17 protein-coding genes are annotated in these 21,399 nt (G+C 63.0%); 9 read left to right on the forward strand and 8 right to left on the reverse strand.

The window, feature by feature from the left end; all coding sequences use genetic code 11:
- Window positions 1-174: 174 nt before the first annotated feature.
- From RQH62_RS05985 to RQH62_RS05995, 3 genes are all read right to left on the reverse strand, one after another.
- Window positions 175-2,901 (reverse strand): TonB-dependent receptor, encoded by a 2,727-nt coding sequence (locus tag RQH62_RS05985; protein WP_311267830.1) that lies wholly within the window; start codon window positions 2,899-2,901, stop codon window positions 175-177.
- A gap of 81 nt (window positions 2,902-2,982) precedes the next feature.
- Complete coding sequence (locus RQH62_RS05990; RefSeq protein ID WP_311267831.1) at window positions 2,983-4,251, reverse strand: MFS transporter; 1,269 nt, start codon at window positions 4,249-4,251, stop codon at window positions 2,983-2,985.
- Window positions 4,251-5,402 carry a mandelate racemase/muconate lactonizing enzyme family protein gene (locus RQH62_RS05995; protein ID WP_311267832.1) on the reverse strand — a complete coding sequence of 384 codons (1,152 nt, stop codon included), beginning with the start codon at window positions 5,400-5,402 and terminating at the stop codon, window positions 4,251-4,253. Before RQH62_RS05995 ends, RQH62_RS05990 begins: the two co-directional genes overlap by 1 nt.
- 152 nt (window positions 5,403-5,554) lie before the next feature.
- Here RQH62_RS05995 and RQH62_RS06000 point away from each other — a divergent pair, with 152 nt between their 5' ends.
- Entirely contained in the window at window positions 5,555-6,319 is a 765-nt protein-coding gene (locus RQH62_RS06000; RefSeq protein WP_311267833.1) for a FadR/GntR family transcriptional regulator, read from the forward strand.
- 3 nt (window positions 6,320-6,322) lie between these two features.
- Here the strand turns inward: RQH62_RS06000 and RQH62_RS06005 are convergent, their stop codons facing one another.
- Window positions 6,323-7,189, reverse strand: coding sequence for an oxygenase MpaB family protein (locus tag RQH62_RS06005; protein ID WP_311267834.1), 867 nt, complete (start codon window positions 7,187-7,189; stop codon window positions 6,323-6,325).
- Between the two features lie 7 nt (window positions 7,190-7,196).
- Entirely contained in the window at window positions 7,197-8,147 is a 951-nt protein-coding gene (locus RQH62_RS06010) for an acyl-CoA desaturase (protein ID WP_311267835.1), read from the reverse strand.
- Window positions 8,148-8,232: 85 nt separating this feature from the next.
- Between RQH62_RS06010 and RQH62_RS06015 the strand changes: the two genes are divergently transcribed.
- Entirely contained in the window at window positions 8,233-8,556 is a 324-nt protein-coding gene (locus tag RQH62_RS06015; RefSeq protein WP_311267836.1) for a metalloregulator ArsR/SmtB family transcription factor, read from the forward strand.
- Window positions 8,557-8,572: 16 nt separating this feature from the next.
- Here RQH62_RS06015 and RQH62_RS06020 read toward each other — a convergent pair whose 3' ends face one another.
- Both RQH62_RS06020 and RQH62_RS06025 read right to left on the reverse strand, forming a co-directional pair.
- Window positions 8,573-9,298 carry a DUF3142 domain-containing protein gene (locus RQH62_RS06020; RefSeq protein ID WP_311267837.1) on the reverse strand — a complete coding sequence of 242 codons (726 nt, stop codon included), beginning with the start codon at window positions 9,296-9,298 and terminating at the stop codon, window positions 8,573-8,575.
- Between the two features lie 8 nt (window positions 9,299-9,306).
- Window positions 9,307-11,442, reverse strand: a complete 2,136-nt coding sequence (locus RQH62_RS06025) for a hypothetical protein (RefSeq protein ID WP_311267838.1) — start codon at window positions 11,440-11,442, stop codon at window positions 9,307-9,309.
- A 93-nt stretch (window positions 11,443-11,535) separates the two neighbouring features.
- On the opposite strand from RQH62_RS06025, the gene RQH62_RS06030 reads away from it, so the two are divergent.
- The 7 genes from RQH62_RS06030 to RQH62_RS06060 all read left to right on the forward strand — a co-directional run bounded on the left by RQH62_RS06030 (window position 11,536) and on the right by RQH62_RS06060 (window position 19,955).
- Window positions 11,536-11,796 carry a hypothetical protein gene (locus tag RQH62_RS06030; protein ID WP_311267839.1) on the forward strand — a complete coding sequence of 87 codons (261 nt, stop codon included), beginning with the start codon at window positions 11,536-11,538 and terminating at the stop codon, window positions 11,794-11,796.
- A 313-nt stretch (window positions 11,797-12,109) separates the two neighbouring features.
- Window positions 12,110-12,199 (forward strand): potassium-transporting ATPase subunit F, encoded by a 90-nt coding sequence (locus tag RQH62_RS06035; RefSeq protein ID WP_311267840.1) that lies wholly within the window; start codon window positions 12,110-12,112, stop codon window positions 12,197-12,199.
- Window positions 12,200-12,214: 15 nt separating this feature from the next.
- The gene (gene kdpA, locus RQH62_RS06040) at window positions 12,215-13,918 is read left to right on the forward strand and encodes a potassium-transporting ATPase subunit KdpA (RefSeq protein WP_311267841.1); all 1,704 of its coding nucleotides are present in this window, start codon (window positions 12,215-12,217) and stop codon (window positions 13,916-13,918) included.
- A gap of 15 nt (window positions 13,919-13,933) precedes the next feature.
- On the forward strand, window positions 13,934-15,970 hold the full coding sequence (gene kdpB, locus RQH62_RS06045) for a potassium-transporting ATPase subunit KdpB (RefSeq protein WP_311267842.1): 2,037 nt from the start codon (window positions 13,934-13,936) through the stop codon (window positions 15,968-15,970).
- Between the two features lie 12 nt (window positions 15,971-15,982).
- The gene (kdpC, locus tag RQH62_RS06050; protein WP_311267843.1) at window positions 15,983-16,573 is read left to right on the forward strand and encodes a potassium-transporting ATPase subunit KdpC; all 591 of its coding nucleotides are present in this window, start codon (window positions 15,983-15,985) and stop codon (window positions 16,571-16,573) included.
- Window positions 16,570-19,239, forward strand: a complete 2,670-nt coding sequence (locus RQH62_RS06055; protein WP_311267844.1) for a sensor histidine kinase KdpD — start codon at window positions 16,570-16,572, stop codon at window positions 19,237-19,239. The genes kdpC and RQH62_RS06055 overlap by 4 nt, the downstream gene beginning before the upstream one ends.
- On the forward strand, window positions 19,236-19,955 hold the full coding sequence (locus tag RQH62_RS06060; protein WP_311267845.1) for a response regulator transcription factor: 720 nt from the start codon (window positions 19,236-19,238) through the stop codon (window positions 19,953-19,955). The genes RQH62_RS06055 and RQH62_RS06060 overlap by 4 nt, the downstream gene beginning before the upstream one ends.
- A gap of 68 nt (window positions 19,956-20,023) precedes the next feature.
- Here RQH62_RS06060 and RQH62_RS06065 read toward each other — a convergent pair whose 3' ends face one another.
- A complete protein-coding gene (locus RQH62_RS06065) occupies window positions 20,024-21,343 on the reverse strand; it encodes an NAD(P)/FAD-dependent oxidoreductase (RefSeq protein WP_311267846.1) in 1,320 nt (439 codons plus the stop codon).
- Window positions 21,344-21,399: the final 56 nt, after the last annotated feature.

Here is a 21,399-nt window from a genome sequence, read left to right on the forward strand (position 1 = left end):
GCATCGAATTAAATTCGCATAGATGAAATATTCATAGATACGAAATTTCATGAAATGGTTTGGACGGGTTGGCTGAGCTATGCACACAAACGCCAAAACCGCCGCACGGGGACGTGCGACGGCGGAGAGGTGGAGGGAGGAAGGAGCGGGATTGGTGCGTCCCGCTCCCGACGGTCAGAAGCGCACGCGCACGCCGCCGGAGAGGCGCCGGCCCGTTTTGCGATATTCCTTCGTCCGGTCTTCGCTTACCGAATAGATGAACTCCTTGGCGTCGTTCAGATTGAGCGCGTCGGCGAAGATGGTGAAGTTGGGCGTGACTTCATAAGAAAGCCCGGCGTCCAGCTGGCCATAGGCGTTGAAATATTCCGGTTCGCCATTGCGGCCCGATGCCACCTGAAGGAAATTGTCACGCCAAGTATAGGCGACACGGGCCTGGATGCCGCTCTTCTCATAGAAGCCCACGAGGCTGTAGCTATATTTGGACAGGCCTTCGAGCCCGAAGGAGACGTTGGCGACGGCATTTTCATATTTGGCGTTGGAGGCGGTATAGTTGAAGCTGGTCTGGACGCCGAGGCCGTCGAACGGGGCGGGCAGGCCGGTGAAGGCCTGGCGATAGCCGACTTCGAAGCCCTTGACCGTCGCGCCCTTGCCATTGCCCGGCACCGTCACCTGAAAGGTGACTTCGTCCACCTTCTGCGGCGTGGTGACGAGCGTCACGAAGGAGTCGATCTTCTTGTAGAAGGCGGCGAAGGACAAAAGCGAGGCGTTGGAGAAATACCATTCGACGCCGGCTTCGATCTGCTTGGCGCGGAAGGGTTGCAGGTCCGGATTGCCGCGACTGATCGTCTCATTGCCGGGGTTCGTCTGGATCGACTGGCGCGGCGACAGGTCGGTCAGGGTCGGGCGGGTCATCACCTTCGACGCGGACAGGCGCAGGATCAGGTCGTCCGCCGCCTCCAGCTTGATATTGAGCGAGGGCAGCCAGTCGTCATATTTGCCGCGGAAGCTGACCGGGACGATACCCGACACGACGATGTCGTTCTGGCCGGTCGGATTGCCGTTGGCATCCACGCGCGGCTTGGCGCTCAGCACCGTGCGCGATGCGCCGGACGAGGTGTAATCGGTATTTTCGTAGCGCAGGCCTGCATTGATGGTCAGTGGCATCGATCCCAATGTGGTTTCGAAATTGGCCATGACATAGGCGATCTTCACCTTTTCATCGATGACTGAGGACGCGGAGGGCGAGAAGACGGCCGGGTTGAACGCCTTACCGTCCTCCGTCGCATATTGGTCGATCACGCTGACCAGTTGCTGCGGATTGTAGATCACCCAGTCGCGGATGATGTTGTCCGGCCCGCTGCCCTGGAAGAAGTTGCGGTTGGTCGGGCTGAACAGCGATGCCGGCAGCAGGCGGTCCGACCCGCAATAGGCGCATTGTTCGCCAAAGGGCATTTCGTCGGCGGTCAGCGTCTTCTTGCGGTTGGCGATCATGCCGCCGGAGAAGAAGGTCAGGTTCGATGTCGCGTTCCATTCGGCGTCGGCGCGATATTCGCCGATCTTGTCATCGACATCGGTGCCGCCGCCCCAGATATAATAATGGGCGGTGATGCCCTGCGGGTTGGTCGCGGCATTGGGATAATTGGGGCTGGTGAAGCCATAATCATAGATCGGGCTGTCGCCGCGCCGGTCGAACCACAGGTCGATATTCTTGCGGCGGATGGTGGTGAAAAGATTATTCTCCTTGCCGCGCCGCTCCGCCTTCGACCGGGAGGCGTCGAGCTTCAGTTTGAAGGTATCGACCGGCTTCCATTCGACATTGACGCCGAACTGGTTTGTCATGACGTTGCGCTGGTCATACTGCAGAATCTGGTCGACGAAGCCGCCCTGATAGCGCTGATAGACCGCCTCCCCCCCTTCGACCACCTGCTCGACCAGCGTGCCGCCGGAAAAGTCATAGGCAAGGCCCGTCTGCTGCTCGGTGAACTTGGCCTTTGAATAGAGGCCGTCGAGCGTGACCGTCAGCGTGTCGGTCGGGCGGACCTGCAACGATCCGGAGAAGCCATAGCGTTCCAGTCCGCGCTCGAAGAAGAAGGGCGACAGGTTGGAGGGCATGGAAATGTTGGAGAAGGGCGCGACATCGGGACCGATGCGCCCGCCATTCACGCCATTGGCGCGGTAGTAGGAATCGCCGCTGGAGCGCTTCACATGGCCTGCGCCGATGGTGAATTCGTCATTGCGGGTGTCGCGCTTGGTATAGACGCCCGAAAGCGACAGGCCGATGGTGCGATCGGCATTGCGCCAGGAGGCGACGCCGGAGACTTCGGGATTGAACTTGTCGGCGATCTCCGCCCACATCTGGCCGGCCGATGCGCTGAAGGCGAATTGTTCCTTCTGATCGATCGGGCGCAGCGTGTGGACGTCCACGGTCGCGCCGATCGACGCGCCGTTCAGATTGGCCTGCGGAGATTTGAACACGTCGGCACCAGCGATGATTTCGGACGGCAGCACGTCGAAGGAAAATTCGCGGCCATTATTGTCGGTGGCGAGCGTGCGGCCATTGACGGTGACGGCGTTGAACTTGGGACCAAAGCCACGGACGGTGATGTAGCGGCCTTCACCCCGGTTACGCTCGATCGTGACGCCGGCGACGCGCTGGAGCGATTCGGCGACATTCTGGTCCGGTAGCTTGCCCAGATCCTCGGCCACGATCGAGTCCACCACGCCGATTGAGTCCCGCTTGATGTCGATCGACGCCTTCTGGCTGGCGCGAATGCCGGTGACGATGATGTCTTCGTTGGTCGATTCTGCCGCATCCTGCGCCAGCGCCGCGCCGCCGATCGTCAGCGCCAGACCGGACGCTGCCATCATGCTCGCAAGACGGACCTTACCCACCTTCCTCATGTTCCACTCTCCCTGATTTTATTATTGCTGTTTATGACGCCAACGTTGGCACATGTCAAATGACGTAATACATAATATGAATTAGCGGACGGATTTGATTGGCAGGACGCACAGGGCCGATCCGAACACGAACAACAGCGCCGCGATGAAGATGGCCCGGTAGTCATTGTCAAACAGGCCGAGCAGGATCGCGGCCATGACCGGGCTGATGATCTGGGGGATGTTGACCGCCGTGGTCAGCACGCCCAGATCCTTGCCTTCGTCGCCCAGCGTGCTTTTGGGCAGCACCTGCGTCATCAGCGCCATGTCGATCGACATGAACATGCCGTAACCGATGCCGATCACCCCGGCATAGACCCACATGCCGGTCATGGAGGGGGCCAGCAAAGGCGCGCTCATCGCCACGCCCATGATCAGGCTGCCCAGGATGACGAACGGCTTGCGCCGCTGCCAGCGGTCGGACAACCAGCCGGATATTAGCGAAGAAGCGATGAGGCAGACCAGCGTGAGCAGCGCCATATTGGCGATGGCGATGTTCGATGCGCCGTCCGCCAAACCAATATAGTCACGCAATATATAGAGCAGATAGGCGGCGACCGCCTGATAGCCCATATAGATGGTGAAGCGGCTGGCGAAGGCCCAGGCGAAATCGGGATGGGCGCGCGGGCTGATCCAGAAGCTTTTGAAGAAACTGCCCCAGTGGATGGGCCGGCGCGGCGCGGTATCGTTGGGCGGTTCGCGATTGAGCGCGACGAAGGCGATGCAGGAAGCCGCGATGGCGCCGGCGAACAGGCCATAGGCCAGCACCCGTTCTCCGGCGAGATAGCCGGCGACCACGGTGCCGGCCGTCAGGCCGGCGGTCATGCCCGCGCCGACGATGCCGGATATGCCGCCGCGCGTTTCCGGCGCGAAGCGATCGGCGATCAAAGTCGTCATCGCCGGCTGCATCGCATTATAGGCGACTGCCGCCATCACCCACAGGATCATCAGCGACCAGAAGCTGGTCATCCACGACACGCCGAACAGGCAGAGCGATCCGATCAATGAGGCGATCGCGATCCAGGGCGCGCGCCGGCCCCAGCGGCTGCGGGTGCGGTCCGACAGGGCGCCAGCGATCGGTGTCGCCAGCGTCGAGAAGATGGAGGTGATGGCGAAGAGCAGCGCGAGGTTATTCTCCTTTGCGCCCGGCGACAGTTCGGCGATCTGGTTGGGCAGCAGCACCCCCAGAACGCCGCTGTACAGCGCCATCAGCAGGAAGAAATTGACCATCAGGGACAATTGCAGTCGCGTGCGCGCCGTGCCGGTCACCCAGACGGGCGTCGTGCCTTCAGGAGCGGTGACGCTATGCATCACTCCGCCGTCCGGCTTTCGGGCACAAGCCGCAGGCCGGCATTGCGCGGGCGGCGATGCGGGCCACCGCGGCTGCTCCAGCCATGACCCGTGACGCTCTGCGCGATCGCAACCTCGTCAATCTCTATGCCAAGGCCCGGCCGATCGCCCAATATGATGCCGCCATCTGCGATCTGCTGGTCCACATCGAAACCGGATGGGAAGCCGAAATCCTGCACTTCGATGCCGATCATATTGGGTACGGCGGCGGCGGCATGGGCCACCGGATTGGCATTATAGGCGACCGGCGAAACGGGCAGGCCGCGCGCATGGGCCGCCATCGCGACGCGGTTGAAATGGGTGATGCCCCAGACGCTGCCGGTCTGGACGATGTCGACCGCGCGCGCGTCGAACAGCGGCAGATATTGTTCCAGTCCGGTCAGATTTTCGCCCGTTGCGACGGCCGTCTTCACGGACCGGGCAATGGCGGCATGGCCGGCCGCATCCCATCGCCGCACCGGCTCCTCGATCCAGGTCAGGTCGATCCTTTTCTCGATCTCGGCCAAATGGCGGATCGCCTGCTTGCAGTTCCATGCTTCATTGACGTCGAGCATCAGGGCGGGGCGGTTGCTGTTGCGGGACAGCAGGTCACGGGCGATTTCCAGCCGGGCGATATCGCGATCCAGATCGCGCCCACCCTTGATCTTGGCGGCGGTGAAGCCGCGATCGGCCCAGGCGCTGTAATGGGCGGCGAAGGCGTCGTCATCCAGACCGTAGCACAGCCCCGATGCGTAGCCCGGCACGAACCGGTCGGCCGCGCCGAGGGTGCGCCATAGCGGCTCATCGGCCATCTTCGCCTTCAGATCCCATAGCGCCATGTCGATCGCGGCGATCGTGCCGAAGGTCGCGCCGGCATGGCCGCTCTTGAACACATGGGCGAGCATCGCGTCGTAGAGGGTGGCCACGCCGCGCGGGTCCGCACCCTCGACCGCCGGGAATAGCCGCTCGATCTCGGCATGCTGGCCAAGGCCGAGGCCGGTGAGTCCACCATCGGTTTCCAGCAGCAGCACGGGCACTTCGGTCACGCCGGTTTCGACGATGCCGTTTACGTCGCCCACGGGACGTTGCCAGTCATGATAGGCGGTAAGGCTGCGATAGCCTGTAATCTTCATCGGGATGTCCTCTACCCTCCGGTCCAGCCGGCCACGAGTCATATTATGTATTATCTATGTTGTTTGACAAGTCTTGACGGCGCTTGTCAATCGGGTCCACCGTCGAAACTACGCCGTGCAGGGCGTTTGAACGAGAAAAGGCGTAGGGACAGATGCAGGATAGAGTGGCCGGGGGAGCCTTGGCCGGCAGCGCTTTGGCGGCGACGCAGCGGGTGCGGCGGCGGCCCAGACTGGCCGAGGCGGTGGTCGAGGATCTGGTCAATGCGATCGTCACCGAAATGTATCCGGCCGGTACCGCATTGCCACCGGAAAACATGTTGTGCGACCTGTATGGCGTCAGCCGTACCGTGGTGCGGGAGGCGACGACGGCGCTGACCGAAAAAGGGCTGGTCGTGTCGCAGCAGGGGCGCGGCACGATCGTGCGCGATTCGCGGGACTGGAACCTGCTTGACCCCATGATCCTGGCGGCGTTGTTCCGGCGCGAGGATGGCCTGTCCTATCTCGACAATCTGTCGGAAATCCGGTCCTCGCTGGAAGCCTCCATGGCGGCCAAGGCGGCGAAGAAGGCGACGCCCGAAAGCGTGGCGGAACTATCAGCGCAGATCCGCAAACTGGAGGGGCTGGTTGAAATGCCCGCCGCCTATGTGCATGAGGATGTGAATTTCCATGACATCATCATGCGCATGTCGGGCGACCGGCTGAGCAAGGCGATCATCGACGGGATTCAGGGCAAGGCGCTCAACACCCATGGCTATGCCGGGAAGCTGAGCGTCGCTCATGTCCGCGACACCCATGCCGCGCACCAGCGTATCCATGACGCGATCGCCGCCGGCGACCCGGAAGCGGCTGCCCGAGCGATGCGCGAGCATATCGAATCCTCCTGGGCCAAGCGGCGTGGATCGCACGCCGCAACCTGAGTTTCAGGCCGGGCGGCGGTTGCCCGCAAACGCCCAACGCAGCGTGCCCGCGACCATTGCGGTGGACAGCCTGATCGCGGGCCTGCGCAAATGGCGGGTGGGCAAAGCGTGCATCGCCCTGGCCCAGTCGGGGAGAAGGTCCACGGCGGCCTCCATCGTCATCGCCTGGATCGGGGCGGCGGCTGGGGACGGGGCTTTCTGATGCAGGACGAGCCGGGCGACTTCATGGGTGCGGGCGTCGGCCTGTAACGCCGGGCGCATATGTGCGATCAGCGCTTCGGCTTCGGCGCGAGTCTCTGGCACGGGCGCTGCCCCTAGCCTGCGGGCGATGGTCGCGAACTGGGCAAAGTAGGCGTCCTGATCCGCCGCGCTCATCGCCGGCTCGCCATAGGCAATCCACGCATCGAGGAAACAGAGCGCCTCCGTCACATGGACCCAGGCGAGCAGTTGCGGATCGTTGGCGCTGTAGGGCGTGCCGTCGGCCAGCGTGCCGGACACCCGATCATGCACATCGCGCACTCGCGCGATCGCGGCCAGCGCGTCGTCCTTCTGCGCATAGGTGGTGACGGCGATGAAGCGGGCGGTGCGCCGCAACCGTCCCAGCATGTCGTCGCGAAAGGTCGAATGATCCCATATACCGGCCAGAGCGGCGGGGTGCAGCATTTGGACCAGCAGGGCGGACACGCCGCCGACCATCATGGTGGTGACATCGCCATGGACGCGCCAGATGACGGAGCCTTCCGGAAACAGGGCTTCGGCCGAGCGGACGACCGGCTTCTCACCCCGTGTGCGATCGTTGAAGATGGCGCGGACGCGACCGACAAGGGCCTGTTGCAAGGGGCGGGCGGCAAAGGCGGGCATGAGGGCCATTGGGGTATCAACGCTGAAGAGAGGAGGTGGGTTCGGGTATATGATCTTCATCCGGAGGCGCGACGCGGGTCAGCACCTTGGTCCGTGCGAGATGTTCGGGCAGCGCGATGTTCCAGGCCAGCCCGGCCCGCTCCAGCAGCAGGATGAAGGCATAGCCCCAGTCGCTCTGGCCCGGATAGAGGCCGATCCGCGCAGAGCCGGGAAAGGCATGGTGATTATTGTGCCATGCCTCGCCCATAGTCGGGATCGCCGCCCAGGGGACGTCATGCGCCTGCACGCCGGCGCCGTTGACGATCCAGCTTTGCGGCCCGCGCCGATGCGCCAGATGGCCGATGAACCAATGGCCCGTCACCGAAATGCTGATGCGCGCGCACAGACCCCAGAGCAGCCAGCCCCAGCCACCGATGGCGAAGAGCAGCAGGGCGATGGGAATTTGCTGCGCCATCCATGTGGCATCGAGAAAGCGATAGAAGCGATCGCGCCCCGCTGCGCCCAGATCAAACACGGGCGGATGATCGAGGACCAGCCGGCAGTGCATCTGCCACCAGGCGTCGACCAGCATGGGGCGCCGATGCGCGAGATAGTCATGGCAATCCCCCTGCCGCTGTGCCCAGTCGCGCAGGTCATGGGTGCGGATCATCCAGAAGGGGCCGCTCATCCCCACACATGTACCGACCCAGACCAGACAGCGCTCCAGCCAGAGCGGGCAATCGAAGCTGCGATGGATCAGCCGGCGATGGAAGCCGACGCTATGACCCAACAGCAGCGATCCGCCGGTCAGCAGCAGGAAGATGGCGAAGGCGCTCCAGCTGAAATGGAAAGGCGCCAGCAGCGCGCCGACCAGCATGATGCCGTTCCATAGCGAATGGACCGGATCCCATCGCACCGTCCCGTCGACCGGATTGCTGTCGGGCAATGCCCGCAGGCTGTTCACGCTGCAACGATCGGCGACGTCCATAGCGACAATCTCCTAGGTAATTAGCTTATTGCTTAATTATTCTTTGGCGCTTGTCAAGTGGTTAGCTTATTCCTTAAATAGGGAGATGCAGAAGATTTTCGAAGCCCTCGCCTCCGCGCCCCGCCGCAAGATATTGGCCTATCTTGCGCATGCGGAATTGAACGCGGGCGACATCGCCTCCCGCTTCGCCATGTCGAAGCCCGCAGTGTCGCAGCATCTGGCGATTCTGGAAAATGCCGGGCTGATCGTCAGCGAGAAGCGCGGCCAGTTCGTTTATTATAGTCTGGTGCCCGACAGCCTCGCCAATACGCTCAATGCCTATGTGCAGGAGGTCTGTCCGGTGTCTCGCCCGCTCAAGGCGGAAAGCGCGGAGATTGCGAAGGGCCGGAAGGCGGCTGCAGACGATTGAGCGTGCGACTTGCTCGCTACTTTTCGGCCGCGAGCAGGAAGACGACATAGCCGCGAAATTGCGGATGATGGGCGAGCATGGCGGGCGCGCGCCATGTCCCGCCTTCGACCAGCGCCACGCGGAAGGGGATGGGGAAATTCTCCATCCGCTGGAAATAGGAATCATAGCCTTCGATGGTGGTGCGGCCCTGATAGGTTTGCACCACCACTTCGTCGATAATCTTACTGAATTGGGCAAGAGCGCGCGGGTCGCCATGCGCGCTCCAATCCATCAGTCCGGTGATCGATAATTGCCAGCTTTGCGGCAGGCGCCGGCGCAGTTCGCGCAAAAACAGCGCATAGCCGTCGATGCCGCGCGTGGCGGCGTCGAAATCTATCTGGAGACCGGCGACCTGATTGCCAGCGTCCTGCCAGCGGCGCAGATCATTGAAGATCGTCGCATAGGTCGCTTCGTTCCAGTCCAGACGGTCGGCGCGGACGACCAGCCAGACCGTTTTGCCGGGCAGGCGGGGTACGCCCATGCGTAACCGTTCCAGTCGGGCGGCCCCGCCGCGCCGCACTTCGCCATCCAGAAGATAAAGGGTCTTGGGCTGGAGCGTCTTGGCCGGCCGGACGCCCGGCCAGACATAGAAGGCATCATGGCCGGCAGCCGCGACGATATCCGCATCCGGCCGGGGCTGGCAGGCGGACAGTGTCAGCGTCGCGAGCAGCGCCATGGCCCATGCGACCGGTCGCATCGTCATCAATGATGTCACCAATAATAGCGCAGGGCCTTGGCCCACTGGCTGTCGGGATAGCGCTGTTTCAACTCGGTGAACCAGGCCTTGCGGTCGCTCTTGGGCGATTGCGCCGCCTCATATTGCTTATAGTCGCTATAGGCAGGCGCGCAGCCATTGGCGCCCGACGGCGCGTAGCACATCACGGCGCGATACAGGGCATAGGCGCGATCCTCCGCTGCTGCGCCCTTGTCGGCAATGATCGCGGCATAGATGTCGCCGCGCGTGCGGCTGCGGCCGGAAAAGCCATCCGGACCATGGCCGAGCGACAGCGGCGCGGTCCCGCCGCCGAACAGGTCGAAACCGTCAAAGCCGTTCAGCCGGTAGAAGTCGCCCAGACATAGCTGTGCACGATCGTTGCGGGGCGTGTGCGCCAATGTCGCGGCGGTCTGCGCGATGGCGGGGCAGGCGAAGCCATCGGACCATTTGCCCTTGATGAACAGGCCGACCGGAATCTTATCCTGCTGGGAAAAGCCCCATAGTCCTGTTTCACTATCGGCATTGGCGGGCACCAGCGCTAGATCACCGGCAAAATCGCCATAAGCGCCGCGCGTCAGATCCTTGTAGAGCAAGGTGAAGCGCGCCACGTCCCGTTCCCGCGCCGGGCGGGCGGCATCCTTGGCGCTGATGCGCAGGATGGCGGGCGTCGCCACGGTTTGCAGCAGGATGGACCGCGTGGTCGTGTCGGAAATCGGCGAGTCCGGGCTGAAAATCTGGTCGATCCGCCCGTCGCGCTGCCAGCGTATCGCAAGGCCCATCTCGACCAGCGGCCTTTGGTAGAAGGGGCTGGCGCCATCCAGCAATTCGCGCCAGAATCCGGCTTCATTGACGTCGCGGGCCTGGCCGAGCGCCATGCCGCGCAAAACCTGACGGCTGAAGGCCAGCGGCGTATAGCGCTTTTCCCGCGCGGCGTCGGGCAGCATGGCCAATATCGCCCTGGGATTTTCGCCGGCGTAATAGCTGCGGGTGGCCTGAAGCAGGCCGTACAGGTCGGGGTGCGTGGTGAATTGGTCTTTCTGTGCGGCGAGATCGGCGGGGGAGAGGGCGGCCGGATCGTCCGCCTTTTGCCGCATGCGTTTCAGGTCGGCAACGGCCAGCAATAGCGGGATGTCATCCTGCCCGGCGATCAGCGTTCGGGCATCCTCGCGCTCCAGCAGCTTGATGTCGATTTCCTCGGCCAGGTCGGCGGCGGCTTCGGCATCGCCCGGCGTAGCGGCCAGCAGCGCTTCATAACGGCGGATGAGTGTGGCCATGTCGCCGCTGAGCCAGGCGACGCGGCGGGTCAACCCCTGCGCCGATGCGGCATAGCGCCCCTTGGGATAAGCCTTGAGATAGGCGGCGATGGCATTGCGGGCCTCTGCGATGCCGGCCTGATCGACTTTGTCCGATCCGGCGAAGTCGCCATATTCGTCCACGGCTTTGGCGATCGCCGCGCGCAGGCCGATGCGGATCGGCATATATGTGGCGGTTTCCGCGATCCACGGATTGTGGGCGCGGGTCAGGGTGCCGAAGCCCTGACGGGCGTTGGTCCAGTCGCCCCGGTAAAAGGCGTCGGCGGCCTTTAGATAGGCCTGATAGTCGCGGCCTGCCTTGCTGCTGATCTGGCTATCGTCCCACTTGATCTCGCCACAACCGGTCTGCGCCCGTAATCCGCCCAGCGCCGTGCGCTCCGCCGGCGTCAGGCTCTTGTCTGCGGCGAGCGCGGCAGCAAAGGCGGGGATGCCAGCGACCGAGGGTTCGCAGACGGGCGCGGCTGCCGGGTTTTCTTCGACCGGAGCGGGCTGTGGCCACAAGGCCGTGCGCAGGCTGGACCAACTGAAGAAAGTGCGGCCGAATTGCGGATCATAAGGGTCGATCGCCGTACTGGACGGCGCGTCCTGCACCGGTTTCAGGCTGCGCATCAGCAGCAGCAGGTTGATCCGGGTGTCGTTGCCCGGACTGATTGCCGCGCGGCCGCCGCAATCGAAGTCGCGCGACTCCATCTGCCAGTCCGGCTCGCAGGAGGAATCGGCACAGGCCCATAATGTCCCGCCCAGCCCGAGCGCGGAGAAGGCCAGTAGCGCCGAGATTGCGATCGGACGCTTGCGAAAAAGAGCGAGGCTGTGGGGCATTATGCGGCTCTGTCGATTGGGGACGTTCATGTCGGTGGCGAAACTGGACAAAAGATCGTTCGCAGGCAATGGCCATGTCAGGATAAGGCCAAGATGGAGACGCGAGCCGTGACCATGATCGAGCGTGCTGCACGCGCCATGTATGACAACGTCCAGCCCGAATGGGACTGGGACGATCCCGATGCGGAACTGCTGCGCCGCATGTACCGGGACAATGCCAGAGCGGCGATCCGCGCGCTGCGCGAACCGAGCGATGCCGTGACCAATGCCGGTTATAATGAACTGCTCTGCTATAATAGCGCCGGCAATGCCTGGCGCGCGATGGTGGATGCGGTTCTGGCCGAACAGGATTGAGGGCACCGCAATATCGGTGCAGTAGTCGGACTCAGGTGCCACAGGCCGCCTGATTTCCGTGCCGTCATCGTCGGACTTGCGTCAATCATACGCAAATACAATGCCTATCCCCTTTTCCCGCTCTCGAATTCAAACGCGGCCCTGCCCTATTTGAGGCGCGGCAGTCGATTCGGCACCGCACCTCCTGCGGCGCCCGACGGCGTGCGGGAGATTTCACATGCAGGACATCCTCTGGATCGGCCTCACCCTGGGCTTGCTGGCGGCGACGCTGAGCTACGCGGCCCTGTGCAGCAAGGCATAAAGGAGCGAGGCCATGACCATCGACCTCTGGCTGGCGGCGATGACCGCGATCGGCCTTCTTCTCTATCTGGTGGCCGTGCTCGCACGCCCCGAACGCTTCTGATCGGGAGGCGAAAACATGACATTCCAGGGATGGATATTGATCCTGGCCTTTGTCGGCATCTTGCTGGCGCTGGCAAAGCCCATGGGCCTTTGGCTGTTTGCCCTTTATGAAGGACGGCGCACGCCGCTCCATGTGGTGCTGGGGCCGGTCGAACGTGGCTTCTACCGGCTGGCGGGTATCGACCCGGCGCAGGAGCAGGGCTGGCGTCGCTACGCGGTCCATATGCTGATCTTCAACGCGGTATTGCTCTTCTTCACCTATGCGATCCTGCGCCTTCAGGGCGTGCTGCCGCTCAATCCGCAGGGCTATGCCGGGCTGAGCGAACATCTGTCGTTCAATACGGCGGTCAGCTTCACCACCAACACCAACTGGCAAAGCTATGGCGGGGAATCGACCCTGTCGAATCTCAGCCAGATGCTGGGCCTGACCATCCATAATTTCCTGTCGGCGGCGACCGGCATTGCGCTGGCTTTTGCGCTGTTCCGGGGCTTTGCCCGGCGGGAAGCGAAGGGCATTGGCAATTTCTGGGCCGATATGACGCGCATCACGCTGTATCTGCTGCTGCCAGCCTGTTTTGTCTACGCGCTGTTCCTGATCGCCAGTGGCGTGCCGCAGACATTGGCCGGATCGGTCGGCGTCACCACGCTGGAAGGCGCGCGGCAGACACTGGCGCTGGGGCCTGTCGCGTCGCAGGAGGCGATCAAGATGCTGGGCACCAATGGTGGCGGCTTCTTCAATGCCAACAGCGCGCACCCGTTCGAAAATCCGACGGGATTGACCAATTTCGTCCAGATGCTGTCCATCTTCCTCATTGGCGTCGGCCTGACCTATACGTTCGGCAAGGCGGTCGGCAATGTGCGACAGGGTTGGGCGATACTGGCGGCCATGACGTTTTTGTTCCTCCTGGGCACGGCCGTCACTTACTGGCAGGAGGCGGCGGGCAATCCGGTGCTGCACCATTTGGGCATCGCCGGGGGCAATATGGAGGGGAAGGAAGTCCGCTTCGGCATCGCCGCCTCCGCTCTTTTCTCGGTCGTCACGACGGCAGCGAGCTGTGGCGCGGTCAACGCCATGCATGATAGTTTCACTGCGCTGGGCGGCATGATCCCGCTGATCAACATCCAACTGGGCGAAGTCGTCGTTGGCGGCGTAGGCGCGGGCATCTACGGCTTCCTATTGTTCGCCATCCTCGCCGTGTTCGTCGCAGGGCTGATGGTCGGTCGCACGCCGGAATATGTCGGCAAGAAGATCGAGAGCCGGGAGGTCAAGCTGGCGGTCCTCGCCATCGCCGTCCTGCCACTGATGATCCTGGGCCTTTCGGCACTGGCGTCGGTCTTGCCGTCGGGACTGGCCGGCCCCCTCAACAAGGGACCGCACGGCTTCTCCGAAATCCTCTACGCCTTCACATCGGCCGTGGGCAATAATGGGTCCGCCTTTGCCGGCCTGTCCGCCAACACGCCCTTCTATAATGGCCTGCTGGGGATTGCGATGTGGATCGGCCGTTTCTTCATCATCGTGCCGATGCTGGCGATCTCCGGCGGCCTGGCCGCGAAGAAATATACGCCGGCAACGACAGGCAGCTTCCCCACCACCGGGCCGCTCTGGACTGGCCTGCTGGTCGGCATCGTCCTGATCGTGGGTGGCCTCACCTTCCTGCCCGGCCTCGCCCTTGGCCCGATCGCCGATCATCTCGCGATGATCAACGGCCAGACATTCTAAGATTGGAGCAAATATATGGCACGCACCGCGTCCAAATCGCTCTTCACCGCCGACCTGATCCTGCCCGCGATCGGGGATGCTTTCCGCAAACTCAAGCCGAAGGAACTGATCCGCAATCCGGTGATGTTCACCACCGCCGTCGTGGCGATGTTGCTGACGGTGCTGCTCGTCGTCGGGCAGGACGGGCTTGCCACGGGCTTCAAGCTGCAACTGGTTATCTGGCTGTGGCTGACCGTATTGTTCGGCACCTTCGCCGAAGCCATCGCCGAAGGGCGCGGCAAGGCGCAGGCCGCCTCACTGCGCGCGACCAAGGCGGAACTGACCGCCAAGCGCTTGAAAGGAGATGGTCGCGACTATGACAATGTCGCGGCCAGTGCGCTGAAACTGGACGATATCGTGCTGGTCGAAACCGGTGACCTGATCCCGTCCGATGGCGAAGTCGTGTCCGGCGTCGCATCGGTCAATGAAGCCGCCATCACCGGCGAGTCCGCGCCGGTGATCCGCGAGGCCGGCGGCGACCGCTCGGCCGTGACAGCAGGCACCCGCGTCATTTCCGACGAAATCCGAGTGCGCGTTACCGTCAATCCGGGGCAGGGTTTCCTCGACCGGATGATCGCGCTGGTCGAGGGCGCGGAACGGCAGAAGACGCCCAATGAAATCGCGCTGACGCTGCTGCTGGTGGGCCTCACCATCATCTTCCTGATCGCTGTCGGCACCATTCCGGGCTTCGCCAGCTATGCGGGCGGTGCGATCCCGGTGTCGATCCTGGCGGCGCTGCTCATCACCCTGATCCCCACCACCATCGCGGCCTTGCTGTCGGCCATCGGCATTGCTGGCATGGACCGACTGGTGCGCTTCAATGTGCTCGCCAAATCGGGCCGTGCGGTCGAGGCGGCGGGCGACATCGACGTGCTGCTGCTCGACAAGACCGGCACCATCACGGTCGGCGATCGGCAGGCGACGGAGTTCCGCACCGTCGGCGGCACATCGCAGGTAGCCCTTGCCGAAGCGGCGCTGCTCGCCAGTCTGGCCGATGAAACGCCCGAAGGTCGTTCGATCGTCCTGCTCGCGCGCGAAAAATTCGGTCAGACGGCAAATGCGCTGCCCGATGGGGCGGAGGTCATTCCCTTCACCGCGCAGACCCGCGTGTCGGGCGTCAGCTTCAATGACTCCATCATTCAGAAGGGTGCGGTGGATTCGATCCTGCGAACCTATCCGGATGCCGCGAAAACGGAGGCCGCCAATGAACTGCGCCGCATCAGCGACGAAATCGCCCGCGCGGGCGGGACGCCGCTGGCTGTGGCGAAGGATGGGGCGCTGTTGGGCTGTATCTTCCTGAAGGATATCGTCAAGGCGGGTATCCGCGAACGGTTCGGCGAATTGCGGCAGATGGGCATTCGCACGGTAATGATCACCGGCGACAATCCCCTGACCGCCGCCAGCATCGCGGCCGAGGCGGGTGTGGACGACTTCCTGGCCCAGGCCACGCCGGAGGACAAGCTGGCCCTGATCCGCAAGGAACAGGAAGGCGGCCGCCTGGTCGCCATGTGCGGTGACGGCACCAATGATGCGCCTGCCCTGGCGCAGGCCGATGTGGGTGTCGCCATGAACACCGGCACGCAGGCCGCGCGTGAAGCGGGTAACATGGTCGATCTAGACAGCGATCCGACCAAGTTGATCGAGGTGGTGGGGCTGGGTAAGCAATTGCTGATGACGCGGGGCGCGCTCACCACCTTCTCGGTCGCCAACGACGTGGCGAAATATTTCGCCATCATCCCGGCCATGTTCGTCGTGCTCTATCCTGGCCTTGGCGTGCTGAACGTCATGGGCCTCGCCACGCCGCAAAGTGCGATCCTTTCCGCGATCATCTTCAATGCGCTGATCATCCCGCTGCTGGTGCCGCTGGCATTGAAGGGGGTGACCTATCGCCCGATCGGCGCGGGGCCGCTGCTGGCTCGCAACCTTGCCATCTATGGCCTTGGCGGGCTGATCGCGCCCTTCGCCGGCATCAAGATCATCGACCTGGCCGTCAACGGCCTTGGCCTCGCCTGAGGAAACAGACCCATGAATAAGGACATCATCACATCGCTCCGGCCTGCTCTGGTCATGACGATCCTCTTCGCCATGCTGCTGGGCCTTGTCTATCCGCTGACCGTGACCGGCATCGGCCAGCTTGTCTTTCCGTCGCAAGCCAATGGCAGCCTGATCGAGCAGGATGGCAAGGTCGTGGGGTCGCGGCTGATCGGACAGGGCTTTACGTCCGATCGCTACTTCAGCCCGCGTCCGTCGGCGGCGGGCAAGGGCTATGATGGTCTGGCTTCATCGGGATCGAATCTCGGCCCGACCAGCCAGGCCCTTGTCGATCGTGTAAAGGCAGACAGCGCGAAACTCGAACAGACCAACCCCGGCCAGCCGATCGCTGCCGATCTGGTAACGGCGTCGGCTTCCGGCCTTGACCCCGATATCACGCCGCAGGCCGCTTATTATCAGGTCGACCGGATCGCGCAGGTGCGCGGGCTTGCAGCAGCCGATGTCCGCGCGCTGGTCGACCACGGCATCGAACGGCCGTTGCTGGGCTTTCTGGGCGAGCCGCGCGTCAACGTCCTTGAAATCAATCGACGGCTGGACCGGATCGGCGCTACCACCGTCCGATGAACGACCCCGATCGCCGCGATCCCGAAGCCTTCCTGCGCGCCGCTGCGCAGGAAGGTCGTGGCCGTCTCAAAATCTTCCTCGGCGCCGCGCCGGGGGTGGGCAAGACCTATGAAATGCTGACCGACGGGATGCAGCGTCGCAAGGCAGGGATCGACGTCGTGGTCGGCATCGTGGAAACGCATGGCCGCAGGGAAACCGAGGCTCTGCTCGTCGGGCATGAGATCGTGCCGCGGCACGACGTCGATCATATGGGCCACAGTCTTGGCGAGATGGACATTGACGCCATCCTGGAAAGAGCGCCCGCACTGGTGCTGGTGGATGAACTCGCGCACAGCAACGCCATGGGGAGCCGCCACCCCAAACGCTATCAGGATATCGAGGAACTGCTGGACGCTGGCATCGACGTCTACTCTACGGTCAATATCCAGCATGTCGAAAGTTTGAATGACGTCGTGGCGTCTTTCACCCGCATCAGGGTGCGGGAGACTGTGCCGGATTCCATATTGGAGATGGCCGAGATCGAGGTGGTGGATATTCCGCCAGATGAACTGATCGAGCGGCTGAAGGATGGCAAAGTCTATATCCCGCAAGAAGCCACGCGGGCGCTCAGCCATTTCTTTTCGAAATCAAACCTCACCGCGCTCAGGGAAATGGCCCTGCGCCGTGCTGCGCAAGCGGTTGATGCGCAAATGCTGGAATATGTCCGTGCCCATGCGCTGGCTGGCAGCTTTGCGGCAGGCGAACGCATCCTCGTAGCGATCAGCGAGGTGTCGAGCGCGCAAGGGCTGGTTCGCGCTGCCAAGCGTCTGGCCGATGCCCTAAAGGCGCCATGGTCGGCCGTGCATATCGAAACGCAGCGCAGCCTGGCCTTCACGCAGCAGGAGAGGGCGCAACTGGCTGATACGATGGCGCTCGCATCCCGTCTGGGGGCCAGCACCGCCACCATCCCGGCGACGTCCGTTGTCGAAGGCCTGCGCCACTATGCCGCCGATGCCCGCGCGACGCAGATCGTGATCGGCAAATCGTCGCGGCCATGGTGGTTCGAAATACGCCATGGTTCCGTCGTCGACCGTCTGGTGCGCGAGATCGGCGATATTGCTGTTCATGTCCTGCCGGGCGACGATCTGGCGCAGCGACCGCGACTGAACGAGCCAGCCTTGCGACAGGGTTGGGGCAGGCCACTCGACTATGTCTGGTCGGCCCTGCTGATCATGGTGTTGACGATCGTTGGGCGGCTGCTGATCGAGATCATCGACCTCGGCAATATCGCGCTGCTCTATCTGGTGCCGGTCATGTTTGCGGCAGCGAATTTCGGGCTGCGCGCTGGTCTGTTCGCTGGCCTCCTTTCAAGTCTCGCCTATAATTTCTTCTTCCTGCCACCGACAGGCACGCTGACGGTCAATAATCCGGAAAATATCATCAGCATCCTCGTGCTGTTGGGGGTTGCGATTGTAACCAGCCAGTTTGCGGCGCGCGTGCGTGCGCAGGCGGACCTTGCCCAGTCCAATGCGCGCCAGAATGCCGCATTGGCGGGCTTCTCACGCCAGTTGACTGCGTCGGCCAGCCAGGAAGAATTGATGCAGGCCATCTGTGCCGAAGTGTCAAGGCTGCTGTCGGTCCGCACCGTCCTGCTGCTGCCATCGCGCGATGGACCGCAATTGCGCGCTGCCGTCCCGCCGGAAGATCATATGGGGCAGATTGAAAAGGCGGCGGCGCAATGGGCGATCGACAATGAGCAGCCGGCCGGGCGCGGTTCATCGACGCTGACGGCTTCCGACTGGTTGTTTCACCCACTGCGCACCACTCGCGGAGTGCTGGGCGTCCTGGGTCTGGCACGCGAGGATGCCAGCGTGCCGCTCAGGTCGGACCAGATCCCCCTGTTGATGAGCCTGCTCGACCAGGCATCCATCGCCTTCGATCGCATGGCGCTGGAAGAGGAAATGCTGGAGGCACGACAGATACGCGAGCGGGACCGGCTCCGCTCTGCATTGCTGTCGTCGGTCAGTCACGACCTGCGCACACCGCTCACCACCATCATATCCGGCATGTATGAACTCAAGCGGCAGCAGCCTTCCGAACTGCTTGATTCCGTGGCCGCAGAAGCGCAGCGACTGAGCCGGTTCGTTGCCAATCTGCTGGACATGGCGCGGGTGGAAGCCGGAGCCTTGCCGCTGAAGATCGAACCCACCGATCTGTTCGATGCGGTCGCCGGCGCGGTCCATGACACACGCCAGTCACTCGCCGGGCATGATGTTCAGGTCGACATATTGCCGGATATTCCGCTTGTTCGCATCGATCCGACCTTGTTCCATCATTGCCTTATCAACCTGCTCGACAATGCCGGTCGATATGCCGATCCCGGAACACCCGTCCGGATCAAAGGGCAACGTCTGCATGATGCCATCGCCTTGTCGGTCATCGACCAGGGCCCTGGCATTCCGGCGGGCGCCGAGTCACGGGTCTTCGATACTTTCACCAGGCTCGAAGGTTCGGATCGTGTGAAGCACGGTACCGGACTTGGCCTTGCCATCGTCAAGGGCTTTGCAGAAGCCATGGGACTCCGGGTTTCCGCGTCGAACAATTCTGAACCGTTCGGTGCCTGCTTCACCATCACCATCCCGCAGGCGCTGATCATCACCGAATTGCCCCATGAGGACATATTATGAAGTTGCGGCACAAGGTCCTGATCGTCGATGACGAACTCCATATTCGCAAGCTGATCCAGGCCGCATTGTCGCGCGCCGATTATGCGACGGTCGAAGCGGAGAATGCGCGCGAGGCACTGGAGAAACTCAAGGACGAACAGCCCGACATCAGCCTGCTCGATCTCGGCTTACCGGATCGCGATGGACTTGAACTGGTGCCATTGTTCAAGCAGCATTCCGACACGACGCTCATCATCGTGTCGGCGCGCGACGCAACCGACCAGAAGGTCGCGGCTCTGGACCTGGGCGCGGACGATTATCTGACCAAGCCTTTCGATACTGACGAACTGCTGGCGCGGGTGCGGGTGGCGCTGCGCAATCGCATGGCCAAGGATGGCGGCGTATCGACCGTACGCGCAGGCGATGTCGACATCGACCTGATCGCCCGTATCGTGCGCAAGGCGGGCAAGGAAATTCATCTGACGCCCAAGGAATATGCCGTTCTTGCACAGTTGGCCAAGTTTCCCGGCCGGGTGATAACCCATGAGCAGATCATGCGGACGGTGTGGCCCGCCGAGCAAGAGCATCATGTCGAATATTTGCGCGTGCTGGTCCGGACGCTGCGGCAGAAGTTGGAAACGGACCCTCAGCGCCCCAGGATCATCGGAAACGAACTGGGCATCGGCTATCGTCTGCGGTTCAACGTCGAAGGAGAAACCGAGGAGTTTGCGCCGTGATGCCGTACCAATGGCTGCATATCTGGAGGGTGCGTGCGGCGGCCGCCGATAGCACGGCAACCATTTATTCAATGTAGTTTCAGGCGCGGCCGCACGAAGCGGTTGATGTGGCTGACCACGATTAGCGCGGGGCCGCGAAGCCAGCCATGCACCGCGAGCAGGTGCATGCGATAGAGCGACATATAGACGAACCGGGCGAGGCGGCCTTCCACCGCCATGCGGCCGCCGACCAGCTTGCCCATTAGCGATCCTACCGTCGAGTAGCGACTGAGCGAGACCAGCGAGCCATGGTCGCGATACACGAAATGCCTGAGCGGCCGCTTCGACATCAACTGGCCGAGATTGGCGAAGACGGTATCCGCCATCTGGTGCGCGGCCTGCGCGCGCGGCGGGATCGGGCGATCAGTGCCTTTAGGTGTGTAGGAGGCACAGTCGCCCATCGCGAAGACGCGGTCGTCAGCCATGCTTTGCAGCGTCGGTCGCACGATGATCTGGCCGGCGCGGGAGAGGTCCAGCCCATCCAGCCCGTAGCGGATCGGCGCTGCCTTGACCCCTGCAGCCCAGACCTGAAGATCGGCGGCGATGAATTCGCCCGCCTTCGTCTCCATGCCGTCGGGCGTGGAGGCGGTGACGGCGATGCCGGCGCGGACCTTGACGCCCAGCGCCTCCAGTTCCTCGCGCGCGGCATCCGCCAGCCGGTCCGGCAAGGCCGGCAGGATGCGCGGTCCCGCCTCCAGCAGGGTGACGTCGAGCCGTTGGCGGTCGAACACTTCCAGCCCATAATAGCCTAGCGCATCGGCGGCATTATAGAGTTCCGCGGCGAGTTCGACGCCGGTGGCGCCACCGCCGACGATCGCGATCCGCACCCGTGCGTCCGACGCCGGATCGGCCGACATGGCGCGCGACACGCGCAGGCAATGGTCGAGCAACTGGTCGCGGAAACTGTCGGCCTGCGCCCGACTGTCAAGGAACAGGCAATTGTCGGCCACGCCTGGCGTGCCGAAATCATTGGTGACGGAGCCATAGGCCAGCACCAGATAATCATAGCGGACCGAATGGGCGCTCACGACCTCGCGGCCCTTGGGATCGAATACTGGCGCGATATGAACACGCTGCGCCGTGCGATCGATGCTCTGCAACGTGCCATAGAGATAGCGATAGCCCCAGCGATGACAGTGGCTGCGATAGCCGACCTCGTCCAGGCTGGCGTCAAGCGATCCCGTCGCCACCTCGTGTAGCAGCGGCTTCCAGATGTGGGTGCGGTTGCGGTCGATCAGGATGATGTCGTGGCGCTTGCGGCCGTAGCGCGCACCCAGCTTGCGCGCGAGTTCCAGGCCGGCGGCGCCGCCACCGACGATGACGATCTGGGTTTTCTTGTCGGGAACCACGTGTATTCCTCCTTGATCGACAGGTTGGCGGGGCGGCCTGCGGCGCGATGTTTGTG

The organism is Sphingobium sp. WCS2017Hpa-17 (assembly GCF_031843765.1).
In the GTDB taxonomy this organism is placed as follows: Bacteria; Pseudomonadota; Alphaproteobacteria; order Sphingomonadales; family Sphingomonadaceae; genus Sphingobium.

What these genes read in the sequence shown, in the direction of transcription:
- RQH62_RS06025 (WP_311267838.1), bottom strand. Translation starts at nt 11,442, where the DNA reads ATGCCCCACAGCCTCGCTCTTTTTCGCAAGCGTCCGATCGCAATCTCG.
- kdpC (WP_311267843.1), top strand. Translation starts at nt 15,983, where the DNA reads ATGAATAAGGACATCATCACATCGCTCCGGCCTGCTCTGGTCATGACG.
- RQH62_RS05990 (WP_311267831.1), bottom strand. Translation starts at nt 4,251, where the DNA reads ATGCATAGCGTCACCGCTCCTGAAGGCACGACGCCCGTCTGGGTGACC.
- RQH62_RS06060 (WP_311267845.1), top strand. Translation starts at nt 19,236, where the DNA reads ATGAAGTTGCGGCACAAGGTCCTGATCGTCGATGACGAACTCCATATT.
- kdpB (WP_311267842.1), top strand. Translation starts at nt 13,934, where the DNA reads ATGGCACGCACCGCGTCCAAATCGCTCTTCACCGCCGACCTGATCCTG.
- RQH62_RS06010 (WP_311267835.1), bottom strand. Translation starts at nt 8,147, where the DNA reads ATGGACGTCGCCGATCGTTGCAGCGTGAACAGCCTGCGGGCATTGCCC.
- RQH62_RS06005 (WP_311267834.1), bottom strand. Translation starts at nt 7,189, where the DNA reads ATGGCCCTCATGCCCGCCTTTGCCGCCCGCCCCTTGCAACAGGCCCTT.
- RQH62_RS06055 (WP_311267844.1), top strand. Translation starts at nt 16,570, where the DNA reads ATGAACGACCCCGATCGCCGCGATCCCGAAGCCTTCCTGCGCGCCGCT.
- RQH62_RS06015 (WP_311267836.1), top strand. Translation starts at nt 8,233, where the DNA reads ATGCAGAAGATTTTCGAAGCCCTCGCCTCCGCGCCCCGCCGCAAGATA.
- RQH62_RS06000 (WP_311267833.1), top strand. Translation starts at nt 5,555, where the DNA reads ATGCAGGATAGAGTGGCCGGGGGAGCCTTGGCCGGCAGCGCTTTGGCG.
- RQH62_RS06030 (WP_311267839.1), top strand. Translation starts at nt 11,536, where the DNA reads ATGGAGACGCGAGCCGTGACCATGATCGAGCGTGCTGCACGCGCCATG.
- RQH62_RS05995 (WP_311267832.1), bottom strand. Translation starts at nt 5,402, where the DNA reads ATGAAGATTACAGGCTATCGCAGCCTTACCGCCTATCATGACTGGCAA.
- RQH62_RS06035 (WP_311267840.1), top strand. Translation starts at nt 12,110, where the DNA reads ATGACCATCGACCTCTGGCTGGCGGCGATGACCGCGATCGGCCTTCTT.
- RQH62_RS05985 (WP_311267830.1), bottom strand. Translation starts at nt 2,901, where the DNA reads ATGAGGAAGGTGGGTAAGGTCCGTCTTGCGAGCATGATGGCAGCGTCC.
- kdpA (WP_311267841.1), top strand. Translation starts at nt 12,215, where the DNA reads ATGACATTCCAGGGATGGATATTGATCCTGGCCTTTGTCGGCATCTTG.
- RQH62_RS06020 (WP_311267837.1), bottom strand. Translation starts at nt 9,298, where the DNA reads ATGACGATGCGACCGGTCGCATGGGCCATGGCGCTGCTCGCGACGCTG.